The following is an 18,759-nucleotide window of genomic DNA, read 5'->3' as shown; positions in this document are numbered from 1 at the left end:
TTGGCGGAGGGGGTGGGATTCGAACCCACGAGACGGTTCCCCGCCTGCCGGTTTTCAAGACCGGTGCCTTCAACCACTCGGCCACCCCTCCAAAGGCCCGCCACAGATAGGGGGCTGGTTGCGCGCCCCGGCGGTGCGGCAGGCTATATCACAGGAAAAGCAGGCTTGTCCTCCCCCTTTTGGCCGGCTCCCGAGCGAAAAAACACCTCAAAAACAAGGGCTTCGCCAACACATCATTGTTGTTTTGCGGGGGGCAGGCTTTTTTGCCAATATGCAGCCAAAGAGGTACGCCCATGTTAAGGCGGCCCTCAGGGGGGAAATGATCAAGAGTAGTACCGATGGAGTTCAATCTTACTGAGTGGTGGGTCCCGGCAATCGCAATGATGGTGCTGGGGCTGTACATCGCCCGTTCCTTTATCACCGAATATAGGCTGCCCATGCCGGAGACACCGGTCGCCACGCGCTCACTAAGCAGCGCGGCGGCGGACGCTGCGGAAAATAATGCGGGAGAAGAAAGCGGCAGCGAAGAGAGCGGCGGTAAGAAGTCGAAACCTAAGAAGAAGCGCAGCATCCTCTGGCGCACGAGCTGGCTCTGGGGTCCGCTCCTCATCGGCGCCGCCGCGCAGCTCTATCTGACGCATGTCGCAGGCATTGGCGGCTAAAACGCTTTAGGCCTTAGGACGGGCTTTCAGACGATATCGAGAACCGGCAGCGCGCTGCCCGGCTGGGCGAGGGCGAGAATGTCTTCGATCAGCCGGTCCGGCGCCGCAATGCCGCCATGGCGCATGAGCATGGCAGCTTTCTCGATCATCTCATCCCGCGCGAGCGGGGCTTCCGGATCGCCCTTGGCGCTTTTGCGGGTCTCTTCCAGCACTTCGCCGGATTTCAGATGCACGCGCACCGCGCTGCCCCAGGAAATGGGGTAGGCGCCGTCATAAGGTTGGGCAGCGCGTAGCTCCACGCGGGCGGCCAGCGCGCGGGCATGATCTCGCTCTTCGGGCCCGAAGGCTTCAAAGTCCACCTTGTCCCGCAGCAGCGCCACGGCCACCGCGTGCTGGAGCGAGAATTTCGCATCGTAATCGGTGTCGGGGGAAGGGCGGTCGCAAACATCGATGGCCGCCTGATAGACATCCGCCTCGACTTTCACAACGTCCTCCGCTGTTGTGCCAGCCGCTTTCAGCCGCGCGCGCAGGCCGCCCGCCGCATCGATGGCCGGATGCGTGTGCCGGCAGGAGGGCCAAGGCTTGATCGAGGTGAGCGTCAATTGCCAGGGCGCACCTGCGTCGGCAAGCACCGCTTCGGGTTTTGCATCCGGGCAGGCGGCGCGGAAGAAGCCTTTCTCGCCTTCCAGAATTTTCGGCGGGCCGGTAAAGCCGACTTTCGCAAGCTCGGCAGCGCGCAGGCCCGCTTCCGCCGCATGGCCTGCATGAAGATGCTTCGTCATGGCGCCCGTTTCCAGAAACTGCCAGAGGCCGGAGGACTGGCTGCCCGCATTGCCGAGCGCATGCACGGTCTCCGCTTCGCTGAGGCCCAGAAGATGCGCGCCCGCCATGGCCGAGCCGAAGGGCCCGCAGGTCGCCGTGTTGTGCCAGATTTTGTAATGCGCCGCGCCCACGGCCATGCCGACCCGTGTCGCCGCTTCAAAGCCATGCAGAACGGCGGTCAGAAACGCCGGGCCATCCACCTCAGCGCCGGGGCGGGCGGCAAGCGCCCAGGCAGCAGGCACCACGACGCAGCCCGGATGCACCACGGAGGTGCGGTGAAGATCGTCGGTTTCCAGAATGTGGCAGAGCGCGCCCATGAGAAAGGCCCAGCGCCCGGCATCCGCCCCGCTATTGCCGGAGAGAGCCTCATTCCACCAGGCAAGGAGCGTGCGGCCGGGCTCTGAGTTTCGCCCGCCCAAAATGTTGGCCACCGCGTCGAGGACGAAAAGCGCGGCCATATCGAGATCGCGCGGGCCGACGGGCTTTTGCCGGATAAGGCGGGTCAGGCCTGCGGTTAGGCTGTCTGGCAGGTTTTCTGCGGCTTTGGCTGTCTTACTCATGAGGTTCTTATAGGGGCAAAGGAACAGGGCGTCATCCGGGCTCTTATGGAGACTGCTTTTCTCGAGGATGTGCGGATAAGCCGACTTTTCCCCGCTTTCCGGTTTTGAGATAGAGTAAGGACGTGGTGACTTTCTTTCTGTATGATTCGAAGTGTTCATGCGGGCCGGGCCGCTTTCAGGCGGCCTGATGGGGGCCAAGCAGGAGACAAGAGCGCAATCATGAGCTTATCTGGCAAGGCGGGTTCGACGGCGTTATCCGGCTCGGCAGGGGCGGCAGGCCTCTTCCAGAGCCGATGGGTATTTTTCCCGGTTTTCATTGTGGCGGCAGCGCTTTTCTTGAGCGGCTGCGCGGAAACGCAGCTTGGCACGCATGTCGCCAAATCGGTGATGCGGGACGGCCAGCCATCGGGCGCAGGTGGCGTTTACAAAGTCGGCTCGCCCTATCAGATTTTCGGCGTCTGGTATTATCCGGCCGAAGACGAGACTTACGATTCCACCGGCATCGCCTCCTGGTATGGGCCGCAATTTCACGGCAAGCCGACGGCGAATGGCGAAATCTTCGACATGCACGCGATCAGCGCCGCCCATCCCACCTTGCCCATGCCGACGCTGGCGCGGGTAACGAATTTGGAGAATGGCCGCTCGATCGTCGTGCGGATCAATGACCGCGGCCCCTTCGCCAAGGGGCGCGAGATCGATCTTTCCCGCCGGGCCGCCGAGCTTCTGGGTTATCTGAAGCAAGGGACGGCGAAAGTGCGGGTGCAATATCTCAGCCGCGCGCCGCTTCCGGGCGAGCCGCCGGTGCAGGTGGCCTCGGCGAAAGAAACATTCGTCATGCCGGCGCCCGAGACACCGGTAGAGGCACTTAAGCCCGTGCCGACCGGCAATGTGCAAACAGCGGCGCTGGCGGGCAGTCAGGCCGCCGCGCCGAAAGCCACGATGGCGCCCATCGGCTCTGCGCCGACCGACGGCATGCAGCCCATTCGGGACGATCCCGTCTCCCCGCAACCCGGCGTCGATGTCGTGCCGGTGACGGGGCCAAACCAGCTCTACGTTCAGGCAGGCGCATTCTCCAATATCGAGAGCGCCCAGCTCGTGCAAAGCGAGCTTGCCGCACTTGGCGATGTGACCGTGACGCCGGTCAATGTTTCCGGGCGCACGCTTTACCGCGTACGGGTTCCGGCCAATAACGTGGAAATGGCCGACACGCTGCTCAATAGCGTGGTCGACAAAGGACATCACGGCGCCCGCATCATTGTGGAATAAGCGCCGACTTTCTAAACTCCCGGCTCAAGAGCCGGGCTCACCGGCACCGGACAGCTATCGGGCAGGAGTATTATGATCCGTTCCTATATCCAGGCGGCACGCATTTCCTTTATCGCTTTCATCGCCGCGGCTTTCGCCATGGCCGCAGGCGCCGCCGGCGCTTATGCTTCCTTCGAAACCAAGGCGGAATATGCCGTTCTCATGGATGGGGAAACCGGCGCCATTCTCTACGAGAAAAAAGGCGACGAGCTCATGAGCCCGGCCAGCATGTCGAAGCTCATGACCATGACGATGCTGTTCGAAGCGCTGAAGGAAGACCGGATCAGCCTGGAAGACGAATTCACGATTTCCGAAAATGCCTGGCGCAAGGGCGGGGCGGCCTCCGGCTCCTCGACCATGTTCGCGAAAGTCCATTCGCGCATCCCGGTAAAGGACCTCATTCGCGGCGTCATCGTGCAATCGGGCAATGATGCCTGCATCGCCATTGCCGAAGGGCTGAAAGGTTCCGAGGCCGCGTTTGCCGAAGCCATGACGGAGCGGGCGCGGGAGCTCGGCATGGAGAAGGCGACCTTCGCCAATTCGACCGGCTGGCCGGACCCAGCGCAGAAAATGACCGCACGGGAGCTGGCAATCCTCGCCCGGCACATGATCTACGATCTGCCGGATTATTATCCTTATTTCGCCGAAACGGAATTCACCTGGAACGGCATCACGCAGCACAACCGCAATCCGCTTCTCTATCTCGGCATGGGTGTGGATGGGCTGAAAACCGGCCATACGGAAGACAGCGGCTACGGCCTTGTCGCCTCCGCCGAGCGGGGCGAGCGGCGCCTGATCATGGTGGTGAACGGGCTGGGCTCGGAGCGTGAGCGCTCGGAGGAAAGCCAGAAGCTGATGGAATGGGGTTTCCGCGAATTCAAGGAATACGACCTTTATGCCGCCGGCGCCGTGGTCGAAAACGCCGATGTCTGGCAGGGCGTTTATGACAAAGTGCCGCTGGTCGTTACCGAAGACGTGACCATCATCATGACGCGCGATGCCCGCAAGAACATGAAAGTCACCGCCGAGTGGAACGGGCCCTTGCAAGCGCCGATCACGGCGGGCGAGCAGGCGGGCACGCTTATCGTCACCGCGCCCGACATGCCGACACGGCGCATTCCGCTTGTGGCGGGGGCCGATGTCGAGCAGCAGGGCCTTTTCGGACGGGCGCTTTCCTCCCTCAAACAGATGATCATGGGCCAATAAAGGCCAGGTGAGCGGGGGCCAGTGAGCGGAACGCGCGGGCATTTCATCAGCTTTGAAGGCGGAGAAGGCGCCGGCAAGTCGACGCAGATCGCACGCCTTGCCGAGTGGCTATCCGGGCGCGGCATCGATGTCGTGAAAACCCGCGAGCCGGGCGGCTCTCCGGGCGGCGAGGTCATCCGCAAATTGCTGGTGGAAGGCGATGCAGACCGCTGGGACGGCAAGACGGAAGCGCTGCTGCATTTCGCCGCCCGCGCCGACCATCTGGCGCGCACCATCCGCCCGGCGCTTGAAAAGAGCTGCTGGGTGCTCTGCGACCGTTTCGCCGATTCCTCCATGGCCTATCAAGGCTATGGGCATGGGCTCGGCCCTGCCTTTATTCAAACGCTCTACGATCTTGTGGTGGGGGATGAAGGGCCGGAACTCACACTGATCTTCGATCTGCCGGTCGAAGAAGGCCTGAAGCGGGCCGCCGCGCGCGCCGGGGGCGAGGACCGCTATGAAGGCATGGACAAGGCATTTCACGAACGCCTGCGCGCCGCCTTTCTCGACATTGCCGCCAACGCGCCGGAGCGCTGCGTGGTCATCGATGCGGGACAAGACATGGATGCGGTGACGGCGGCGATGATCGCAGCGGTCTGCCGCCGTTTCGGCCTGGAGGAGAGGGCATGAGCGAGCTACCGGAAGCCGACCGGCAGGGCGATCTTCCTGCCCCGCGTGAGACAAGCGAGCTGATCGGCCAGGAAAAAGCCGAAGCTGCCTTTCTCGATGCCTATATGAGCGGGCGCCTGCATCACGCCTGGCTGCTGACGGGGCCGAAGGGCGTCGGCAAAGCGACGCTCGCCTACCGCATGGCGCGCTTCATTCTGAAATATGGCGACGCGGAAACGGCCAAAGCAATGGGCGCGACGAGCCTGCAGATGGATGAGGCCGATCCCGCCTTCCGGCAGATCGCCGGGCTCGGTCATACGGACCTTCTCTTGCTGCGCCGCCCGGCGGACGAGAAAACGAAGAAGCTGAAAACCGTCATCCCGGTGGAAGAGGTCCGCCGCACGGCCGGGTTCTTCGGCAAGAGCGCCGGGGGCGGGGGCTGGCGCGTGGCCATCGTCGATAGCGCCGATGAGATGAACGCCAATGCCGCGAACGCGCTTTTGAAAGTGCTCGAAGAGCCGCCCTCTAAAAGTCTCTTCCTTCTGATTTCCCATCAGCCGGGACGGCTTTTGCCGACGATCCGCTCGCGCTGCCGCAAGCTGGCGCTGACGCCGCTCGCGCCCGAAGCGATCGACCGCATTCTAGCTCATCACGCACCCGATCTTTCCCCCGAACAGGCCGCCCTTGTCGCCGCGCTATCGGAAGGCAGCGCGGGCAGGGCGCTTTCCATTGCCGCTGCAGGCGGCATCGAGCTTTACACGCAAATGATGACGGTGCTTTCCAGTCTGCCGCGGCTCGACATCAAGGCGCTGCACGCTTTTGCCGACATGGCCGCCAGGCGCGGGCAGGACGATAAGTTCGACATGGCGCTAGAACTCCTCGGCGACTGGGCGGCGCGGCTGGTGCGCACACTCTCGCAAGGGCCGGACAGCACGACGCTGCCCCGCGAAGGCGAGCTGGCGGCGCGGATCGGGCCCCGGACCGGACAAAGCGGCGGCCTTGATCGCTGGGTTGAGGTATGGGAAAAGATCGGCGCTATGGCTGCCCGGGCGAACGCGCTCAACACCGACCGCAAGCTGGTGATTTTGAACGCTTTTTCGCTCATCGAGGCAGCCTCGCGTGGATTGACGGTCCGGGCCTGAGCCCGGCCACAGCAAGTAAAGTTCAGATATGACGGCTCCTAAAGCCTTTTACATCACCACGGCGATTTCCTATCCCAACGGCCCGCCCCATATCGGCCACGCCTATGAGGCGATTGCCACGGATATTCTGGCGCGCTTCAAGCGGCTGGACGGGGTCGATACCTATTTCCTGACCGGCGTGGACGACCATGGGCAGAAGATGGTGCAGACCGCCAAGGAACGCGGCGTGAGCCCGCAGGAGCTGGCCGATGAAATGGCGCCGCTCTTCAAGAAAATGTGCGCCGTTCTGAACATCTCCAATGATGATTTCATCCGCACCAGCGAGCCGCGCCACATTCTGGCGGCCCAGACGCTGTGGGAGAAGCTTGCCGCCAAGGGCGATATCTATCTCGATAAATATGCCGGCTGGTACTCGGTGCGGGATGAAGCCTATTACGGCGAGGACGAACTGAGCGACGGGGATGACGGCAAGAAATACGCGCCGACGGGCACGCCGGTCGAATGGATCGAGGAAGAGAGCTATTTCTTCCGCCTCTCCGCTTATGCCGACCGGCTGCTGGAGCTTTACGAAAAGCACCCGGATTTCATTCTGCCCGAAACGCGGCGCAACGAAGTCGTGGCTTTCGTGAAGCGCGGGCTCAACGATCTTTCCATCTCGCGCACCAAGATCGACTGGGGCGTGCCGGTGCCGGGCGATCCCAAACACGTCATGTATGTGTGGGTCGATGCGTTGACGAATTACATTACCGGCGTCGGTTATCCGAATGTGGAATCGGCAAGCTTCAAACATTACTGGCCGGCCGATGTTCATATTATCGGCAAGGATATCGTGCGCTTTCACGCCATGATCTGGCCGGCGCTTTTGATGGCCGCCGAGGTCGACCTGCCGAAGCGCATTTACGGCCACGGCTTTCTGTTCAACCGCGGCGAAAAAATGTCGAAGTCGGTGGGCAATGTGATCGACCCTTTCACGATCACGCAGACCTACGGTGTCGATCAGATCCGCTATTTCTTCGCCCGCGAGGTGCCTTTCGGCCAGGATGGCAGCTACAGCCATGAGACGGTGGTGAACCGCATCAATGCGGACCTTGCCAATGATCTGGGCAATCTGGCGCAGCGTTCCTTGTCGATGATCGCCAAGAACCTCGAGGGCAAGGTGCCGGAGCCCGGCGCGCTGACGGACGAAGACAAAGCCATTCTGGATCAGGCCGGCGCCATGCTGGACGCCGCGCGCGTTCATATGGACGGTCAGCAAATCCATCAGGCGCTGGGCGTCATCTGGGACACGGTGGCCGAAGCCAACCGCTATTTCGCGGGCCAGGAACCCTGGGCGCTGAAGAAAACGGACCCCGCGCGCATGGGCACGGTACTTTACGTCACCGCCGAGGTGATCCGGCGCGTCGCTATTCTGGCCCAACCGGTGGTGCCGAGCGGGGCAGCGAAGCTGCTCGATCTTCTGGCCGTGCTGCCCGAAGCGCGCAGCTTTGCAAGCCTTGAAGACAAGCTGGTGCCCGGCACCGCGCTGCCCGCGCCGAGCGGCGTCTTCCCGCGGTTTGTGGATGAGGAAAAGGGGCAGGCATGAACCTTCTCGTCGACAGCCATTGCCATCTCGATTTCAAGGATTTCGACGGTGAGACCGACGCCATCGTTCAGCGGGCGGGCGCGGCCGGCGTCGGGCTCATGGTGACGATCGGCACCAAGGTGACGGAATTCGACAAGGTGCTCGCCGTGGCCGAGCGCTATGACAATATCTTCTGCACCGTGGGCATTCACCCCCATGAAGCCGAAAGCGAGCCGGAAGTGGATGCGGCCCGGCTGATCGAGCTATCCCGCCATCCGAAAGTCGTCGGCATCGGAGAAACCGGGCTCGATTATTATTACGAGCACAGCCCCCGCGAGGCGCAGCAGAAGAATTTCCGCTCCCATATCTGGGCGGCGCGGGAAACGGGACTGCCGCTCATCGTCCATACCCGCGAGGCGGACGCAGACACAGACCGCATTCTTTCCGAGGAAATGGCCGAAGGCGCCTTTCCGGGGCTTCTCCATTGCTTTTCCTCGGGCCGGGCGCTGGCCATGAAGGCGGTCGATCTCGGGCTTTATATTTCCCTCTCCGGCATTCTGACCTTCAAATCCGCCGAGGATATCCGCCAGACGGCGGCGGATGTACCGCTCGAGCGGCTGCTGGTCGAAACGGATTCGCCTTATCTGGCCCCCGTACCCAAACGCGGCAAACGCAACGAGCCTTCCTTTGTCGTCCATACGGCCGCCAAGCTCGCCGAAATCAAAGGCGTGAGCGAGGGCGAGCTTGCCGGGGCAACCACCGATAATTTCTTCCGGCTCTTCACCAAAGTGCCGCGCGAGGCACTGGCCGCATGACGCTGAAAGTAACGATCCTGGGCTCCGGCTCCTCGGGCGGTGTGCCGCGCATTGGCGGGCATTGGGGCGCGTGCGACCCTAATGAGCCGAAAAACCGCCGTCGGCGCTGCTCCATCCTTCTGGAGCGCTGGGAGGACGATCCGGCCAAGAAGACGGTGGTGCTGGTCGATACCTCGCCGGATATGCGCGAGCAATTGCTCGATACAGGCGTCGAATGGCTGGACGGGGTGCTTTACACCCATGAACATGCCGACCAGGCGCACGGCATCGACGATCTGAGAATGGTGGCGATCAACCGGCGCCGGCGGGTCGATGTCTATATGGACGGACCGACCTCGGAGGTGCTTACGAGCCGCTTCGGCTATTGCTTCCAGTCGCCGGAAGGCTCGTCCTATCCGCCGATCCTGCGCGGCCACCTCATCAAGGTGGGCAAGCCCGTGACCATCGAAGGCGAGGGCGGGCCGATCACCGCGCTGCCCTTCGATCAGGATCATGGGGCCATTCGCTCCCTCGGTTTCCGGATCGGCCCTTTTGCTTATTCCAGCGATCTGGTGGACTTGCCGGAAGAAAGTTTCGAGATACTGGAAGGCGTGTCGTGCTGGGTGGTGGACGCGCTGCGTTACACGCCGCATCCGACCCATTCCAATGTCGAGACGGCGGTGGGCTGGCTGAAACGGCTGGCGGTGCCGCATGGCGTGCTCACTAATCTGCATGTCGACCTCGACTACCAGACCTTGAAGCGGGAATTGCCGGAAGGCATCGAGCCGGCCTATGACGGGATGGTGCTCGAGTTTAAGGATTATGGTTAATAGATGAGCATAAGCTGTTGGGAACAGGGTGATTTCGATATTTCCACCGATCCCGAAAGGCTCGAAAAAGACCGGATTCTCGCCAATCTCCGCGCCACTTACTGGGCAGCGAAAAGCTCACCTGAAAATCTCTGGCTAAGTATCTGTAATTCCAGAATTTATGGCGTTTACCATAAATCGAGGGGCCAAGTCGGCTTCGGCCGCGCAGTGACGGACTATGCGCGCTTTGCCTGGGTCTCGGATATCTATATCGAGGACGCGCATAAGGGGCAGGGGCTCGGCAAATGGCTGATGACCTGCATCCTCGCCGACCCCCAGCTTGCCACGGTCAACCGCTGGATGCTGGCGACCGATGACGCGCACGGGCTTTACCGCCAGCACGGCTTTGAAACGCTGGAACCTGCTGAAGCAGCGAAAGTGATGCAAAGGCGCCAGCCGCTCGTTTGAAAAATCAGGCGGGCGCTCAGGGCAATTTCTTGTGGGCGCCGTCACAGAAGGGCGCGCGGGAGGTTTGCTTGCACTGGCACAGCCAGACCTTCTGATCCTTCTCCGCCTTATAGGCAAGGGGCTCCATACCGGTCCCTTTATGCGAGCCGTCACATAAGGGCTGCTTTTTCGACAGCCCGCACTGGCACCAGAAATAGGTCTTGCCGGCCTGAAGCTCCATCTCAGCCGGTTCGCGCGCGGCCACTTGCGGTTCCATTGCGCCTCTCCCTTTCAAAATATTCTTTTACTCTACCCGCCAAAGGGCGGAAAAATCGCGAAATTCGTCAATCCCGGGAACCGGTTCTTTACCGGTTTGGGCGCAAGAGGGAAGGATAACAGCGAGTAATGCACCTTGCCCGGACTTCGCCCAGATTCTGCACAGCCGTCCGATCGCGCCACCCGAAAGGGGCAGTGGAACGTCCTGCTTTGCCTGGGCGATCTTACGGTCCGGCCGCTGATGCGCGCAATTTGCCGGGCAACCGATTTCGATCACGTCTACGAGACGGAAACCGCCAAAGACGCCTTCCGGACCATGCTGATCGACGAGAAACCGGTGGACGTGATCATATGCGGGCCGCTCACCCATCTGGATACGGGCATCAAACTGGCCAAAGCGATCCGTAAATCATCGGCCGAGGCGATCCGGCAGCTTCCCATCATCATGGTCAGCACCGCCGCCGTGGTCGAAGACATCATCGCCGCGCGCGATGCGGGCGTAACGGAATTCCTGACCCTGCCGGTTTCCTCTGAAATGCTGATGACGCGCATTGCCCATTCCATTGCCCATCCGCGCGAATTCGTCGTCACCGGCGACTATTCAGGTCCCGACCGGCGGCGCCTCGGCCTGCCGCCCAGGGGCGAAGACCGGCGCAAAAGACCCCCGGAATCCAGCCTTTAACGCACGGACCCGCGAACAATTCCCCCGGTCTTTCGTTTCTTAAAGAGACGATATGACGCTGGAGGAAGATATGGACCTCGCGGAACTGATCGACGATGCCCGCAACAAAGGCTTCACCACCAATTTCGCGGTGAAGAAAAACAAACTGACCTGCGATGAGGGCCGCTGCACCTTCAGCCTGCCGGAGCTCAAGCTTGTGGACAGCCAAAGCGTGGATTGCGGCACGGACCCCGGCGATGAGGCCACGCTTTATCTCATTGAAACGCAGCGGGGCGACCGCGGCTATCTCGTGCTGCCTTATTCACCGGAAGCCGATCCCGACAAGACCGAATTCATCGACGCGTTGCTTAAAAAAGCCGGGTGAGGGGCGTTTACCCCTCCACGCGCCGTGTCCGCCTTTCTGCGCGCCTCCTTGCCTACCCCTCCGGCGGCCCTCTGGCCGCCGGGGCATAGCGCTTTCATTCTCTCTATTCTCTTCCGTTTCTCTCTGCCAAGCTGCAGCCAAAGCCTGAACCAGGGAGGAACCCAAATGAGAGTGACCAAAGCGCGGATCCAACCGCTCGACCCGAAGGATATGAGCGAGGAAACGCGGGAGATCGCCGCCAAGGCCGGCAAAGACCTCAATATCTTCCGCACCATGGCCAACCACCCGAAAATGCTGAAGAAATTCCTCGTTTACGGGGGCTATATCCTGGCGGGCTCGACCTTGCCGGCGCGCGAGCGCGAGCTTGTCATCCTGCGGATCGGCTATCTCTGCCAGGCAGGCTATGAATGGACGCAGCATGTGCGCATCGCCCGCGAGGCCGGAATGAGCGACGAGGAAATCCGCTCCTGCGTGAGCGGGCCGCAAACGCCGGGCCTCAGCGCCGCCGACAAGGCGCTCTTGCAGGCAACGGACGAGCTGCATCACGACCAGCATATCAGCGACGCCGCCTGGGCCGAGCTTGCCAAGCATTTCAGCGAGCAGCAGATGATGGACATCGTGATGACGGCCGGCCAGTACACGATGGTTTCCATGGCGCTCAATTCCTTCGGTGTGCAGCTCGAGGAAGGCGAGGTGCAATGGAACGTGTGAAGCTCGGCGACGGCGGGCGGCTAGCCGGGAAAATCGCCATCGTCGTCGGCGCCGGCCAGGCCCCGGGCGAAGGGCTCGGCAATGGCCGGGCGACCGCCCTGCGCTTTGCGGAGGAGGGCGCGCAGGTTCTTCTTGTCGACCGTAATATTAAATCTGCCGAGGAAACACTTGATTTAATTAAAAAATCAGGCGGCAAGGGTTCGGCGCTCGAAGCTGATATCTCGGTTGAAGACGATTGCAGGGCGATTGCCGAAGCATGCCTGAAAACCTATGGCCGCATCGACATCCTGCATAACAATGTCGGTATCGGCCATGTGGCGGACCAGGATGCGGTGTCCATGGATGAAGAGATCTGGGAGCGCATTTTCCGGGTGAACATGAAAGGCATCATGCTGGTCTGCAAACACGTGCTGCCATCCATGATCGAGGCGCGATCCGGTGTTATCACCAATATTTCCTCGATCGCCGCCGTTTGCACGCCGCCGCAGCTTTTCGCCTATAAGTCCTCGAAAGCAGCGCTAAATGCCTTCACACAAGCCATGGCGCTGAAATATGCCTCCAAGAATATCCGCGCCAATGTCATCATGCCGGGGCTCATCGAAACGCCCATGGCGACCGAGCAGCATGTCAGCGGCGAGGAACGGCAAAAGCGCAATGAGATGCGCAACAAAGCGGTGCCGCTCGGCCGGCAGATGGGCAGCGCTTGGGACATTGCCAACGCATCGCTGTTTCTGGCCTCGGATGAGGCGCGCTTCATCACCGGCGTGCTTTTACCCGTGGATGGGGGCCAGTCGGCGCGGATAGGCTGACGGCCCGCAATCCCGCTATTTCGGTATCAATTATTTTCCATAATATATATTATGCGCCAAATATGTATAGGAACATAGTGCCACGCACAGGCGCGATAAAGCCCTTCCCAATCATCGCAACCCCTATTCCGCCGCCTTGCCGAACAGTGCCAGGAGATCGCCGTAGCCTTCGGCAGCCATTTCTTCCACGGGAATGAAGCGGATCGAGGCCGAATTGATGCAATAGCGCAGACCCGTTTCCGGCGGCCCGTCAGGAAAGACGTGGCCGAGATGGCTGTCCGCGCCACCGGAGCGCACTTCGACCCGGACCATGCCGTGGCTCGTATCTTTCAGCTCCTTGATCTCGGCGCCTTCCAGCGGGCGCATAAAGCTCGGCCAACCGCAGCCGGAATCGAACTTGTCCTTGGAGGAGAAAAGCGGCTCGCCCGACACGATGTCGACATAGATCCCTTCCCCCTTGTGGTTCCAATATTCATTGGCAAAGGGGCGCTCGGTTCCGTTTTCCTGCGTCACCCGGTACTGCTCGGGCGTCAGGCGGCGAAGGGCCTCTTCGGTTTTTTTATAAGCATTCATGGGGGCTCTCCTTCAACACTGCCGGACCCTATAGATAGGCCGGTACAGAGCGGATGCTAGAGCCGCGGGGGCCGCCCCGGCAAGTCACGGCAGATAACAAAACGCCGAAGCCGGGATCAACTCCCATACGGCTCCGGCGTTGTTTGCCCGGGAAACGGCATCGACCGCTTAGCCCGAAGCTGCTGCAGCCTTTGTTTTCATTTCCAGGATGTTCAGCTTAGCCGCATTGACGGCTTCAATCACGAAATCCGAAATGGCATTGCCGCCCGCCTGCTGGATTGCCGGGCTTGCACTGTCGCACCCCAAAACCCCTTCATTAACGCCGTGAGCCGCCCCTCTGGCCTGGCCCTGGCTCGCGAGGCCGCTATGACCGGAAACCGCGACGATGCCTTCAACTTCCACATCCACGGTAATGGCACCCGTAAAGAGCCCCTGCACCACACCGAATTTCGCGCCCATATTTCCCTGATAGACGATGATCTGCGCATCGAAATTCTGTTTGCGCAGCTCTGCCGGCGGCAAGACGGCAGGCACGAACTTCACATTCTGGAAAGATTGAGAGAAAGCCGATTGAGCGGCCGATATGTAGGCGCCATCAAAATTGGTCGGGAACGACCAGGCATTACAGGTCCAGCCCGTCGTCTTGATTTCCTTGTTCCAACCGCCTGTTTGCAGATAAACCGCATAATTGCCGGGGGTTTTCGTTTGCGACGCAAATTGCGTGGGCGAAATGCTCGGCGCCGAGACTGTTACATTGCTCGTGCACGCGGCAGTAAAGAGCATGGCGCCCGCTGCCAAAACGCTAAAAAAACGCATAACTTATTCCTTCGGGTAATTCAGCCAGCAGGGCGCGGGCGCGATTACCGGCCCGCAACCTCCTTAAGGATCGACAACTTCGATACCTTGCGGGCGGTTGATCTGGGTGGGCAAGTGCGCGGCAGGCAGCACGCGCTGATACCCGCCAGAATTCTGCACCATAACCCGGGCACCTGGCGGCAGCTGGCTTTCGCCCTCACCGATTTCCTGAACGATGGTCAGCGTGACACCGCTTTCGAGCGTCACGACATATTCGATGCCCTGCCGGTCGTTCATTGCCTGCTCGGCCATGGCGCCGGCAACAGCACCGACAAGCAGGCCTGCCCCAACGGCCCAGGCCTCCCCTGAACCGCTGCCGATATAGGAACCGGCTCCGGCTCCGGCGGCCGCGCCGACAAGCGCCCCTGCCCCGGAATTTTCGCCCGTCACATCGACCACGCGGCTTGCCACGACAGTGCCGAACGACACCGCGCTGCTTTTGCCGACTTCGCTGTGATTATAGACATTCTGGCTCTGGCGCTGCGCACAAGCGGCCAAAAATACCGCGCAGATAAGCACGGCAAAAACAGATTTGAGTGATTTCATAATGATCCCCTGAAGCCCTCACTCCATCATAAGGTTTCCGTTTTAACGGGCAACAGGAAAGTAAGGCGGGTGGACCCGGCTGGTGCGCCGGGTCCTGCTTGTCAGGCATTTATTGCCGCGACATCTGGGCGGCGGCAGGCTCCTTCATGAAATAGCTCTGCCCTTGGTGCTGCCTCTCGGCCTGCTTATCATTAGCCGCAACGCCAGGCGCTCCGATAACGGGGCGCAGCGGCTCGATATTTTTGCGCGTGGCCAGATATTCAGGCCGCGGCGCATTTCCGCAGAACGGGGCAACCGGCTTGTTCTCCACACTGTTGCAAACGAAGAAGAGGTTGCGGCGCGGATAAGGCGACAGGTTGTTCGCGGAGGCATGGAGCGTGTTGCTCTCGAAGATGACGAGGGACCCTGCTGGCCCGCGCGGCGCCACGATGCCGCCTTTTTTCACCAAGGCGCGCAAATCCTTTTCCGCCGGCACGCCGAGAGTTTGGGACCTCAGGGATTCCTCCCAGTTCTTGGGCGGCGTAATGCCGGTGCAGGGCACGAAAGTTTTATGCGAGCCGGGGATCAGCATCAAAGGTCCGTTGAAGTCGTTATTCTCGGTCAGCGTGATCGAGAAGCTGATGCAGCGCGGGCGCGGCATGCCGTCTTCGGCGTGCCAGGTCTCGAAATCGGAATGCCAGTTGAACCCGCTGCCCCGGAAAGCCGGCTTGTCGTTGATCCGCGATTGATGGATATAGACATCGGACCCAAGCAGCTGATGCGCGATATCCAGCAAACGGGGATCTTTACTCAGCCGGTCGAAGCGTTCGGACAATTTGTGAACGGCGAAGATCGAACGAATCTCGCCGGTGTATTTTTCCGTAACGGTTTCCTCCCGGTTCTTGATGCTTTCATCAGCGGCATATTCATCAAGATCCTTGAGAAAATCTTTCACCTCTCCTTCGGAAAGGAAACTCTCCATAAAGAGAAAACCGTTTTCCTCGAACGAATCTACCTCATCCGGCCGCAGCGGCCCCTTCCCATAAGATGCCGGATGCCCGTAAACAACCGGATCCGGCCGCGCGAAAGGTTCGATACGTTCCTTGGTTCTGGTCGGATATAAATCTTCGAAATACGTCAAGACAACTCCTCCATCCGATTATGGCGGGCCGTACTTCGTTTATTTGGAGAGAAGAAACAGGCCACGCATCTGATGACACCCAACCCTGCCGAGCGAACGCGCCGGAACCGGTGTCGTTCCATGCTTGGCTATTTCGAACGGCAGTGTCTTTGGTACCGGTGAGCCACCGGTCAAGAGCTGAGCAGGCAGTGCCTGCCAAGGCTGGTCCAGTAAGCCGCAGATAGGGCCCGGACCGCGCAAATTCAATATGTGCCTTGCCGGGCGCTGTCAACCATTGCGGTGCGGCGGCATTGCGGCGCAGCGGCATTGCGGCGCAGCGGCATTGCGGCGCGGCGGCATGGAAGATGGCCTCAGTACCGCAAAATGGCCCCTGCCATCCCCTCTTCCGGCAACCGTTCCTGCGGCACCACGAAAATATCGCCGTCATGCACCAATGTCTGCCGGGCCATCACATTGCGCAGCATGGAAACTGCCTCCTCTTCGGGCGTGCCTTTATTGTTCGGCCCCAACGTGCCCGGCGACGGGCGGTCTTCTTCGGCCAGGAGCAATGTCTCGACCCGGCCGCTGCGCGCCATCTGCACGATCTCCGATTCCAGCATGCAGACGGTGTCATCACCCCGCTCGAAACCGGCCGACAAACGTTCCAGCGCCTGGTTGAGCGGGCGCACCAGGACCGGCTCCACGACCGGCCAAACCTGCGAGAATAGTTCCGCATCGCTCATCCCGTGATAGGCCTTGGCAACGCTTTCCCGCATCAAACCCGGATGCTGCGAGAACTTGCGGAAATAGCCGAGCAGATTGGGGTCGCCCAGCGCGACGAGCGGCGCGTGAATGCCGGCAAGATAGGAATCCACGGCATTCGCCACGCCGTGCGCATATTGCTGGATCTGCACCTGGTGATAATCTTCGGGGCTGTCTCCCTGACTGTGGTGCTGAATTCCCGGCGTGCCCGCCGTGCCCCGGCTTGAGGAATGAAACCCGACATCGGCGGGCAGTTCTGTCTGCCCCCTTATCGCACCGAAGCTGGGCATATGCAGTTTATCGATCCGCACGCAGCCCGACTTATCGCAGCGGAAAAGAGCGCTCTCTTTCAGGCTGAGCGCCGCTACATAGAATATGCCCTGAGGTTCGAGGGCCGGTAACAGCGGCGCGATATGATAGCGGTCCGCAACGCTCACCTCTTCTCCCACTCTTACCGGCAGGCGAAGAACATGAAAACTCTTCTCGGAAAAGAAAATGGCCGCGCCTTTCGTTTCCGGACCTTCAAAGAGAACGGCTTCTTCCAATCGGCGCCAGGCTTCGTCAAAAATACTGGCGCGATAGCGGTCTCCCGCCTTCGCTTTTTCTTCTGCCAGTTTCATCAGCTTTTTTAGACGGATGCGGTTCTTCTCCTTTTCGTCCGGCACTGTGCGAATGGGGAGAAAAAGAGAAACGGCAAGATCGAATTCCGGGGCCGCCAATTCTTTTATGTCACGTTTTAGCACCATGAAAATCTCCCTTCATTTATTGCCATTTGCATCCCGCCGCCGGATCGATCGGTAAGAATGCCTTTCCTTATTCAACGATGCGCCGCGCCGGGCGTTCCGGATAAGGCGAAGCTGGAACAGGACGGCCCCGCCCCGCGTTCATGCACAAAGCCATTTATGAGAAATTCGGAGAAACGCTCCGGTTGTCCTTGATGGCGACAAGGTTATCGGCACCCTGCACCGCCGCCAGACCGATGGCTTGCCGGCGGGCGGGCTGCAAAGCCGCAAATTGGAAAGCATGCGCTTTCCGCCATTCACTTAGAAGAAGGAGGTCTGTTATGAAGATTCAAGAGATCATGACAAAGACCGTCGATTGGGTATCTGCGGATACCGCATTGCAAGAAGCTGCCCGTAAAATGAAGGAAGACGATGTGGGGTTTCTTCCCATCGGCGAGAACGACCGGCTCATCGGCATGTTGACGGACCGGGACATCGTTCTCAATTGCGTTGCCGAGGGAAAAGACCCGTCCACGCAAACCGCGCGGGACGCAATGCATGAAGGCGTGCGTTATCTTTTCGAAGATCAGGACATTGAAGAAGCGGCCGACAACATGGCCAAGAACAAGGTCCGCCGCATGCCGGTCGTCAACAAGGACAAACGCCTTGTCGGCATTCTTTCCCTTGGTGACATTGCCGCCCATGGCCAGCAAGATTGCGCCGGGCGGGCTTTGGAGGAAATTGCCAAAGCCGCGTAGCGGCCCATGGATGGCCGCAATCAGGCCATCGGCGGCCCGAAACACCCCGCTGCCAGAACAAGGCAGCGGGGTTTCGCATGAAAGGTCAGGGGCACCGGTTATAAAATGCGGCTTTCCCAGTCACCGTAGCGATTTCTAATATCCCCGCGCGGCAGCGAGAAGGCGATAACGGCAAGCCCTGTGAAAGCCGCCGCGGCCATATTGATCATGTCCGTTTCCACCACGAATGGAACAATGATCAACGCTGCGCCAAGCGGCAGGTTGAAGAAACGGGCAAGGCGCGCCACTTCGGCAAATGCCGCAACGCTGATGGTTACAATCAGCGCCCCGATCAAGTGGTTCGCATCAGCCATTGCGCCTGACGCGCCGAGCGTGAGCGGCGTCAACATAAGCCAGATACCGGCGGCGCAGCTCAACGCCAGACCGAAACTCGGCCTGACACCGCCAGCCCAAATATCTTTTGCAATTACCCCTGGCGAACCTGCGAACGCCTCTTCTTCCTGGCGCTCCGCCTCCCCGACCAAGTCCGGATCGTCCCGGCTGCCGAAGCAGAACACGCGCAGCAGGCTCTCGCCTGCCTTCCGGCGCCGGCCGAGAAACTGGAACGTGGCAACCAGTTCATCCAGGGAATAGGGAATTTGCAGGA

Annotated in this window: 22 protein-coding genes and 1 tRNA gene; 14 read left to right on the top strand and 9 right to left on the bottom strand. The window is 60.6% G+C overall.

Annotated features, from left to right (window positions below):
* Position 1: 1 nt before the first annotated feature.
* Positions 2–91, bottom strand: a tRNA-Ser gene (locus tag M2A_RS16265).
* A gap of 247 nt (positions 92–338) precedes the next feature.
* Between M2A_RS16265 and M2A_RS16260 the strand changes: the two genes are divergently transcribed.
* Positions 339–662 carry a hypothetical protein gene (locus tag M2A_RS16260; protein WP_045449700.1) on the top strand — a complete coding sequence of 108 codons (324 nt, stop codon included), beginning with the start codon at positions 339–341 and terminating at the stop codon, positions 660–662.
* Between the two features lie 26 nt (positions 663–688).
* Here M2A_RS16260 and M2A_RS16255 read toward each other — a convergent pair whose 3' ends face one another.
* Positions 689–2,044 (bottom strand): MmgE/PrpD family protein, encoded by a 1,356-nt coding sequence (locus M2A_RS16255; RefSeq protein ID WP_045449698.1) that lies wholly within the window; start codon positions 2,042–2,044, stop codon positions 689–691.
* Between the two features lie 219 nt (positions 2,045–2,263).
* Between M2A_RS16255 and M2A_RS16250 the strand changes: the two genes are divergently transcribed.
* From M2A_RS16250 to M2A_RS16215, 8 genes are all read left to right on the top strand, one after another.
* Positions 2,264–3,310, top strand: a complete 1,047-nt coding sequence (locus M2A_RS16250) for a septal ring lytic transglycosylase RlpA family protein (protein ID WP_158597146.1) — start codon at positions 2,264–2,266, stop codon at positions 3,308–3,310.
* A gap of 72 nt (positions 3,311–3,382) precedes the next feature.
* Positions 3,383–4,555, top strand: coding sequence for a D-alanyl-D-alanine carboxypeptidase family protein (locus M2A_RS16245; RefSeq protein ID WP_045449696.1), 1,173 nt, complete (start codon positions 3,383–3,385; stop codon positions 4,553–4,555).
* A 21-nt stretch (positions 4,556–4,576) separates the two neighbouring features.
* The gene (tmk, locus tag M2A_RS16240; RefSeq protein ID WP_045449694.1) at positions 4,577–5,224 is read left to right on the top strand and encodes a dTMP kinase; all 648 of its coding nucleotides are present in this window, start codon (positions 4,577–4,579) and stop codon (positions 5,222–5,224) included.
* Entirely contained in the window at positions 5,221–6,345 is a 1,125-nt protein-coding gene (locus M2A_RS16235; RefSeq protein ID WP_045449692.1) for a DNA polymerase III subunit delta', read from the top strand. Before tmk ends, M2A_RS16235 begins: the two co-directional genes overlap by 4 nt.
* A gap of 28 nt (positions 6,346–6,373) precedes the next feature.
* Positions 6,374–7,927 carry a methionine--tRNA ligase gene (gene metG, locus M2A_RS16230; RefSeq protein ID WP_045449690.1) on the top strand — a complete coding sequence of 518 codons (1,554 nt, stop codon included), beginning with the start codon at positions 6,374–6,376 and terminating at the stop codon, positions 7,925–7,927.
* A complete protein-coding gene (locus M2A_RS16225; protein ID WP_045449688.1) occupies positions 7,924–8,721 on the top strand; it encodes a TatD family hydrolase in 798 nt (265 codons plus the stop codon). Before metG ends, M2A_RS16225 begins: the two co-directional genes overlap by 4 nt.
* The gene (locus tag M2A_RS16220; protein WP_045449686.1) at positions 8,718–9,530 is read left to right on the top strand and encodes an MBL fold metallo-hydrolase; all 813 of its coding nucleotides are present in this window, start codon (positions 8,718–8,720) and stop codon (positions 9,528–9,530) included. The genes M2A_RS16225 and M2A_RS16220 overlap by 4 nt, the downstream gene beginning before the upstream one ends.
* A gap of 3 nt (positions 9,531–9,533) precedes the next feature.
* Entirely contained in the window at positions 9,534–9,977 is a 444-nt protein-coding gene (locus M2A_RS16215) for a GNAT family N-acetyltransferase (RefSeq protein ID WP_045449684.1), read from the top strand.
* A 16-nt stretch (positions 9,978–9,993) separates the two neighbouring features.
* Here the strand turns inward: M2A_RS16215 and M2A_RS16210 are convergent, their stop codons facing one another.
* Positions 9,994–10,233 carry a CDGSH iron-sulfur domain-containing protein gene (locus M2A_RS16210; RefSeq protein ID WP_045449682.1) on the bottom strand — a complete coding sequence of 80 codons (240 nt, stop codon included), beginning with the start codon at positions 10,231–10,233 and terminating at the stop codon, positions 9,994–9,996.
* A gap of 135 nt (positions 10,234–10,368) precedes the next feature.
* Between M2A_RS16210 and M2A_RS16205 the strand changes: the two genes are divergently transcribed.
* From M2A_RS16205 to M2A_RS16190, 4 genes are all read left to right on the top strand, one after another.
* Positions 10,369–10,914: a response regulator gene (locus M2A_RS16205; protein WP_280113611.1), complete on the top strand. Its 546-nt coding sequence runs from the start codon at positions 10,369–10,371 to the stop codon at positions 10,912–10,914.
* A 52-nt stretch (positions 10,915–10,966) separates the two neighbouring features.
* Positions 10,967–11,278 carry a hypothetical protein gene (locus tag M2A_RS16200; protein WP_052379572.1) on the top strand — a complete coding sequence of 104 codons (312 nt, stop codon included), beginning with the start codon at positions 10,967–10,969 and terminating at the stop codon, positions 11,276–11,278.
* Between the two features lie 165 nt (positions 11,279–11,443).
* On the top strand, positions 11,444–11,989 hold the full coding sequence (locus M2A_RS16195; protein WP_045449680.1) for a carboxymuconolactone decarboxylase family protein: 546 nt from the start codon (positions 11,444–11,446) through the stop codon (positions 11,987–11,989).
* On the top strand, positions 11,977–12,798 hold the full coding sequence (locus tag M2A_RS16190; protein WP_045449678.1) for an SDR family NAD(P)-dependent oxidoreductase: 822 nt from the start codon (positions 11,977–11,979) through the stop codon (positions 12,796–12,798). Before M2A_RS16195 ends, M2A_RS16190 begins: the two co-directional genes overlap by 13 nt.
* A gap of 123 nt (positions 12,799–12,921) precedes the next feature.
* On the opposite strand, the gene msrB is transcribed toward M2A_RS16190, so the two are convergent.
* From msrB to M2A_RS16165, 5 genes are all read right to left on the bottom strand, one after another.
* Entirely contained in the window at positions 12,922–13,371 is a 450-nt protein-coding gene (gene msrB / locus M2A_RS16185) for a peptide-methionine (R)-S-oxide reductase MsrB (protein WP_045449676.1), read from the bottom strand.
* 168 nt (positions 13,372–13,539) lie between these two features.
* On the bottom strand, positions 13,540–14,187 hold the full coding sequence (locus M2A_RS16180) for a hypothetical protein (protein ID WP_045449674.1): 648 nt from the start codon (positions 14,185–14,187) through the stop codon (positions 13,540–13,542).
* 63 nt (positions 14,188–14,250) lie between these two features.
* Positions 14,251–14,772 carry an outer membrane lipoprotein gene (locus tag M2A_RS16175; protein WP_052379571.1) on the bottom strand — a complete coding sequence of 174 codons (522 nt, stop codon included), beginning with the start codon at positions 14,770–14,772 and terminating at the stop codon, positions 14,251–14,253.
* Between the two features lie 109 nt (positions 14,773–14,881).
* Complete coding sequence (gene thpD / locus M2A_RS16170; RefSeq protein ID WP_081875705.1) at positions 14,882–15,892, bottom strand: ectoine hydroxylase; 1,011 nt, start codon at positions 15,890–15,892, stop codon at positions 14,882–14,884.
* A gap of 350 nt (positions 15,893–16,242) precedes the next feature.
* Positions 16,243–17,379, bottom strand: coding sequence for a baeRF3 domain-containing protein (locus M2A_RS16165; protein WP_045449672.1), 1,137 nt, complete (start codon positions 17,377–17,379; stop codon positions 16,243–16,245).
* Positions 17,380–17,696: 317 nt separating this feature from the next.
* Here M2A_RS16165 and M2A_RS16160 point away from each other — a divergent pair, with 317 nt between their 5' ends.
* Entirely contained in the window at positions 17,697–18,113 is a 417-nt protein-coding gene (locus tag M2A_RS16160) for a CBS domain-containing protein (RefSeq protein WP_045449670.1), read from the top strand.
* A 98-nt stretch (positions 18,114–18,211) separates the two neighbouring features.
* Here M2A_RS16160 and M2A_RS18250 read toward each other — a convergent pair.
* The coding region (locus tag M2A_RS18250) for an SPW repeat domain-containing protein (protein WP_045449668.1) at positions 18,212–18,759 on the bottom strand (548 nt) is incomplete at its 5' end.

Origin of the sequence: Tepidicaulis marinus, assembly GCF_000739695.1 — a bacterium.
In the GTDB taxonomy this organism is placed as follows: domain Bacteria; phylum Pseudomonadota; class Alphaproteobacteria; order Parvibaculales; family Parvibaculaceae; genus Tepidicaulis; species Tepidicaulis marinus.
Note: the sequence above shows the minus strand (reverse complement) of the source record. Positions and strands in the feature narration are given on the sequence as shown.

Bases quoted from the DNA above. Each gene is read 5' to 3' on its own strand.
- M2A_RS16245 (WP_045449696.1), top strand. From the start codon at position 3,383: ATGATCCGTTCCTATATCCAGGCGGCACGCATTTCCTTTATCGCTTTC.
- M2A_RS16215 (WP_045449684.1), top strand. From the start codon at position 9,534: ATGAGCATAAGCTGTTGGGAACAGGGTGATTTCGATATTTCCACCGAT.
- M2A_RS16220 (WP_045449686.1), top strand. From the start codon at position 8,718: ATGACGCTGAAAGTAACGATCCTGGGCTCCGGCTCCTCGGGCGGTGTG.
- metG (WP_045449690.1), top strand. From the start codon at position 6,374: ATGACGGCTCCTAAAGCCTTTTACATCACCACGGCGATTTCCTATCCC.
- M2A_RS16160 (WP_045449670.1), top strand. From the start codon at position 17,697: ATGAAGATTCAAGAGATCATGACAAAGACCGTCGATTGGGTATCTGCG.
- M2A_RS16165 (WP_045449672.1), bottom strand. From the start codon at position 17,379: ATGGTGCTAAAACGTGACATAAAAGAATTGGCGGCCCCGGAATTCGAT.
- M2A_RS16190 (WP_045449678.1), top strand. From the start codon at position 11,977: ATGGAACGTGTGAAGCTCGGCGACGGCGGGCGGCTAGCCGGGAAAATC.
- M2A_RS16225 (WP_045449688.1), top strand. From the start codon at position 7,924: ATGAACCTTCTCGTCGACAGCCATTGCCATCTCGATTTCAAGGATTTC.
- M2A_RS16195 (WP_045449680.1), top strand. From the start codon at position 11,444: ATGAGAGTGACCAAAGCGCGGATCCAACCGCTCGACCCGAAGGATATG.
- M2A_RS16250 (WP_158597146.1), top strand. From the start codon at position 2,264: ATGAGCTTATCTGGCAAGGCGGGTTCGACGGCGTTATCCGGCTCGGCA.
- M2A_RS16255 (WP_045449698.1), bottom strand. From the start codon at position 2,044: ATGAGTAAGACAGCCAAAGCCGCAGAAAACCTGCCAGACAGCCTAACC.
- M2A_RS16200 (WP_052379572.1), top strand. From the start codon at position 10,967: ATGACGCTGGAGGAAGATATGGACCTCGCGGAACTGATCGACGATGCC.
- M2A_RS16235 (WP_045449692.1), top strand. From the start codon at position 5,221: ATGAGCGAGCTACCGGAAGCCGACCGGCAGGGCGATCTTCCTGCCCCG.
- M2A_RS16180 (WP_045449674.1), bottom strand. From the start codon at position 14,187: ATGCGTTTTTTTAGCGTTTTGGCAGCGGGCGCCATGCTCTTTACTGCC.
- M2A_RS16260 (WP_045449700.1), top strand. From the start codon at position 339: ATGGAGTTCAATCTTACTGAGTGGTGGGTCCCGGCAATCGCAATGATG.
- msrB (WP_045449676.1), bottom strand. From the start codon at position 13,371: ATGAATGCTTATAAAAAAACCGAAGAGGCCCTTCGCCGCCTGACGCCC.
- M2A_RS16175 (WP_052379571.1), bottom strand. From the start codon at position 14,772: ATGAAATCACTCAAATCTGTTTTTGCCGTGCTTATCTGCGCGGTATTT.
- M2A_RS16210 (WP_045449682.1), bottom strand. From the start codon at position 10,233: ATGGAACCGCAAGTGGCCGCGCGCGAACCGGCTGAGATGGAGCTTCAG.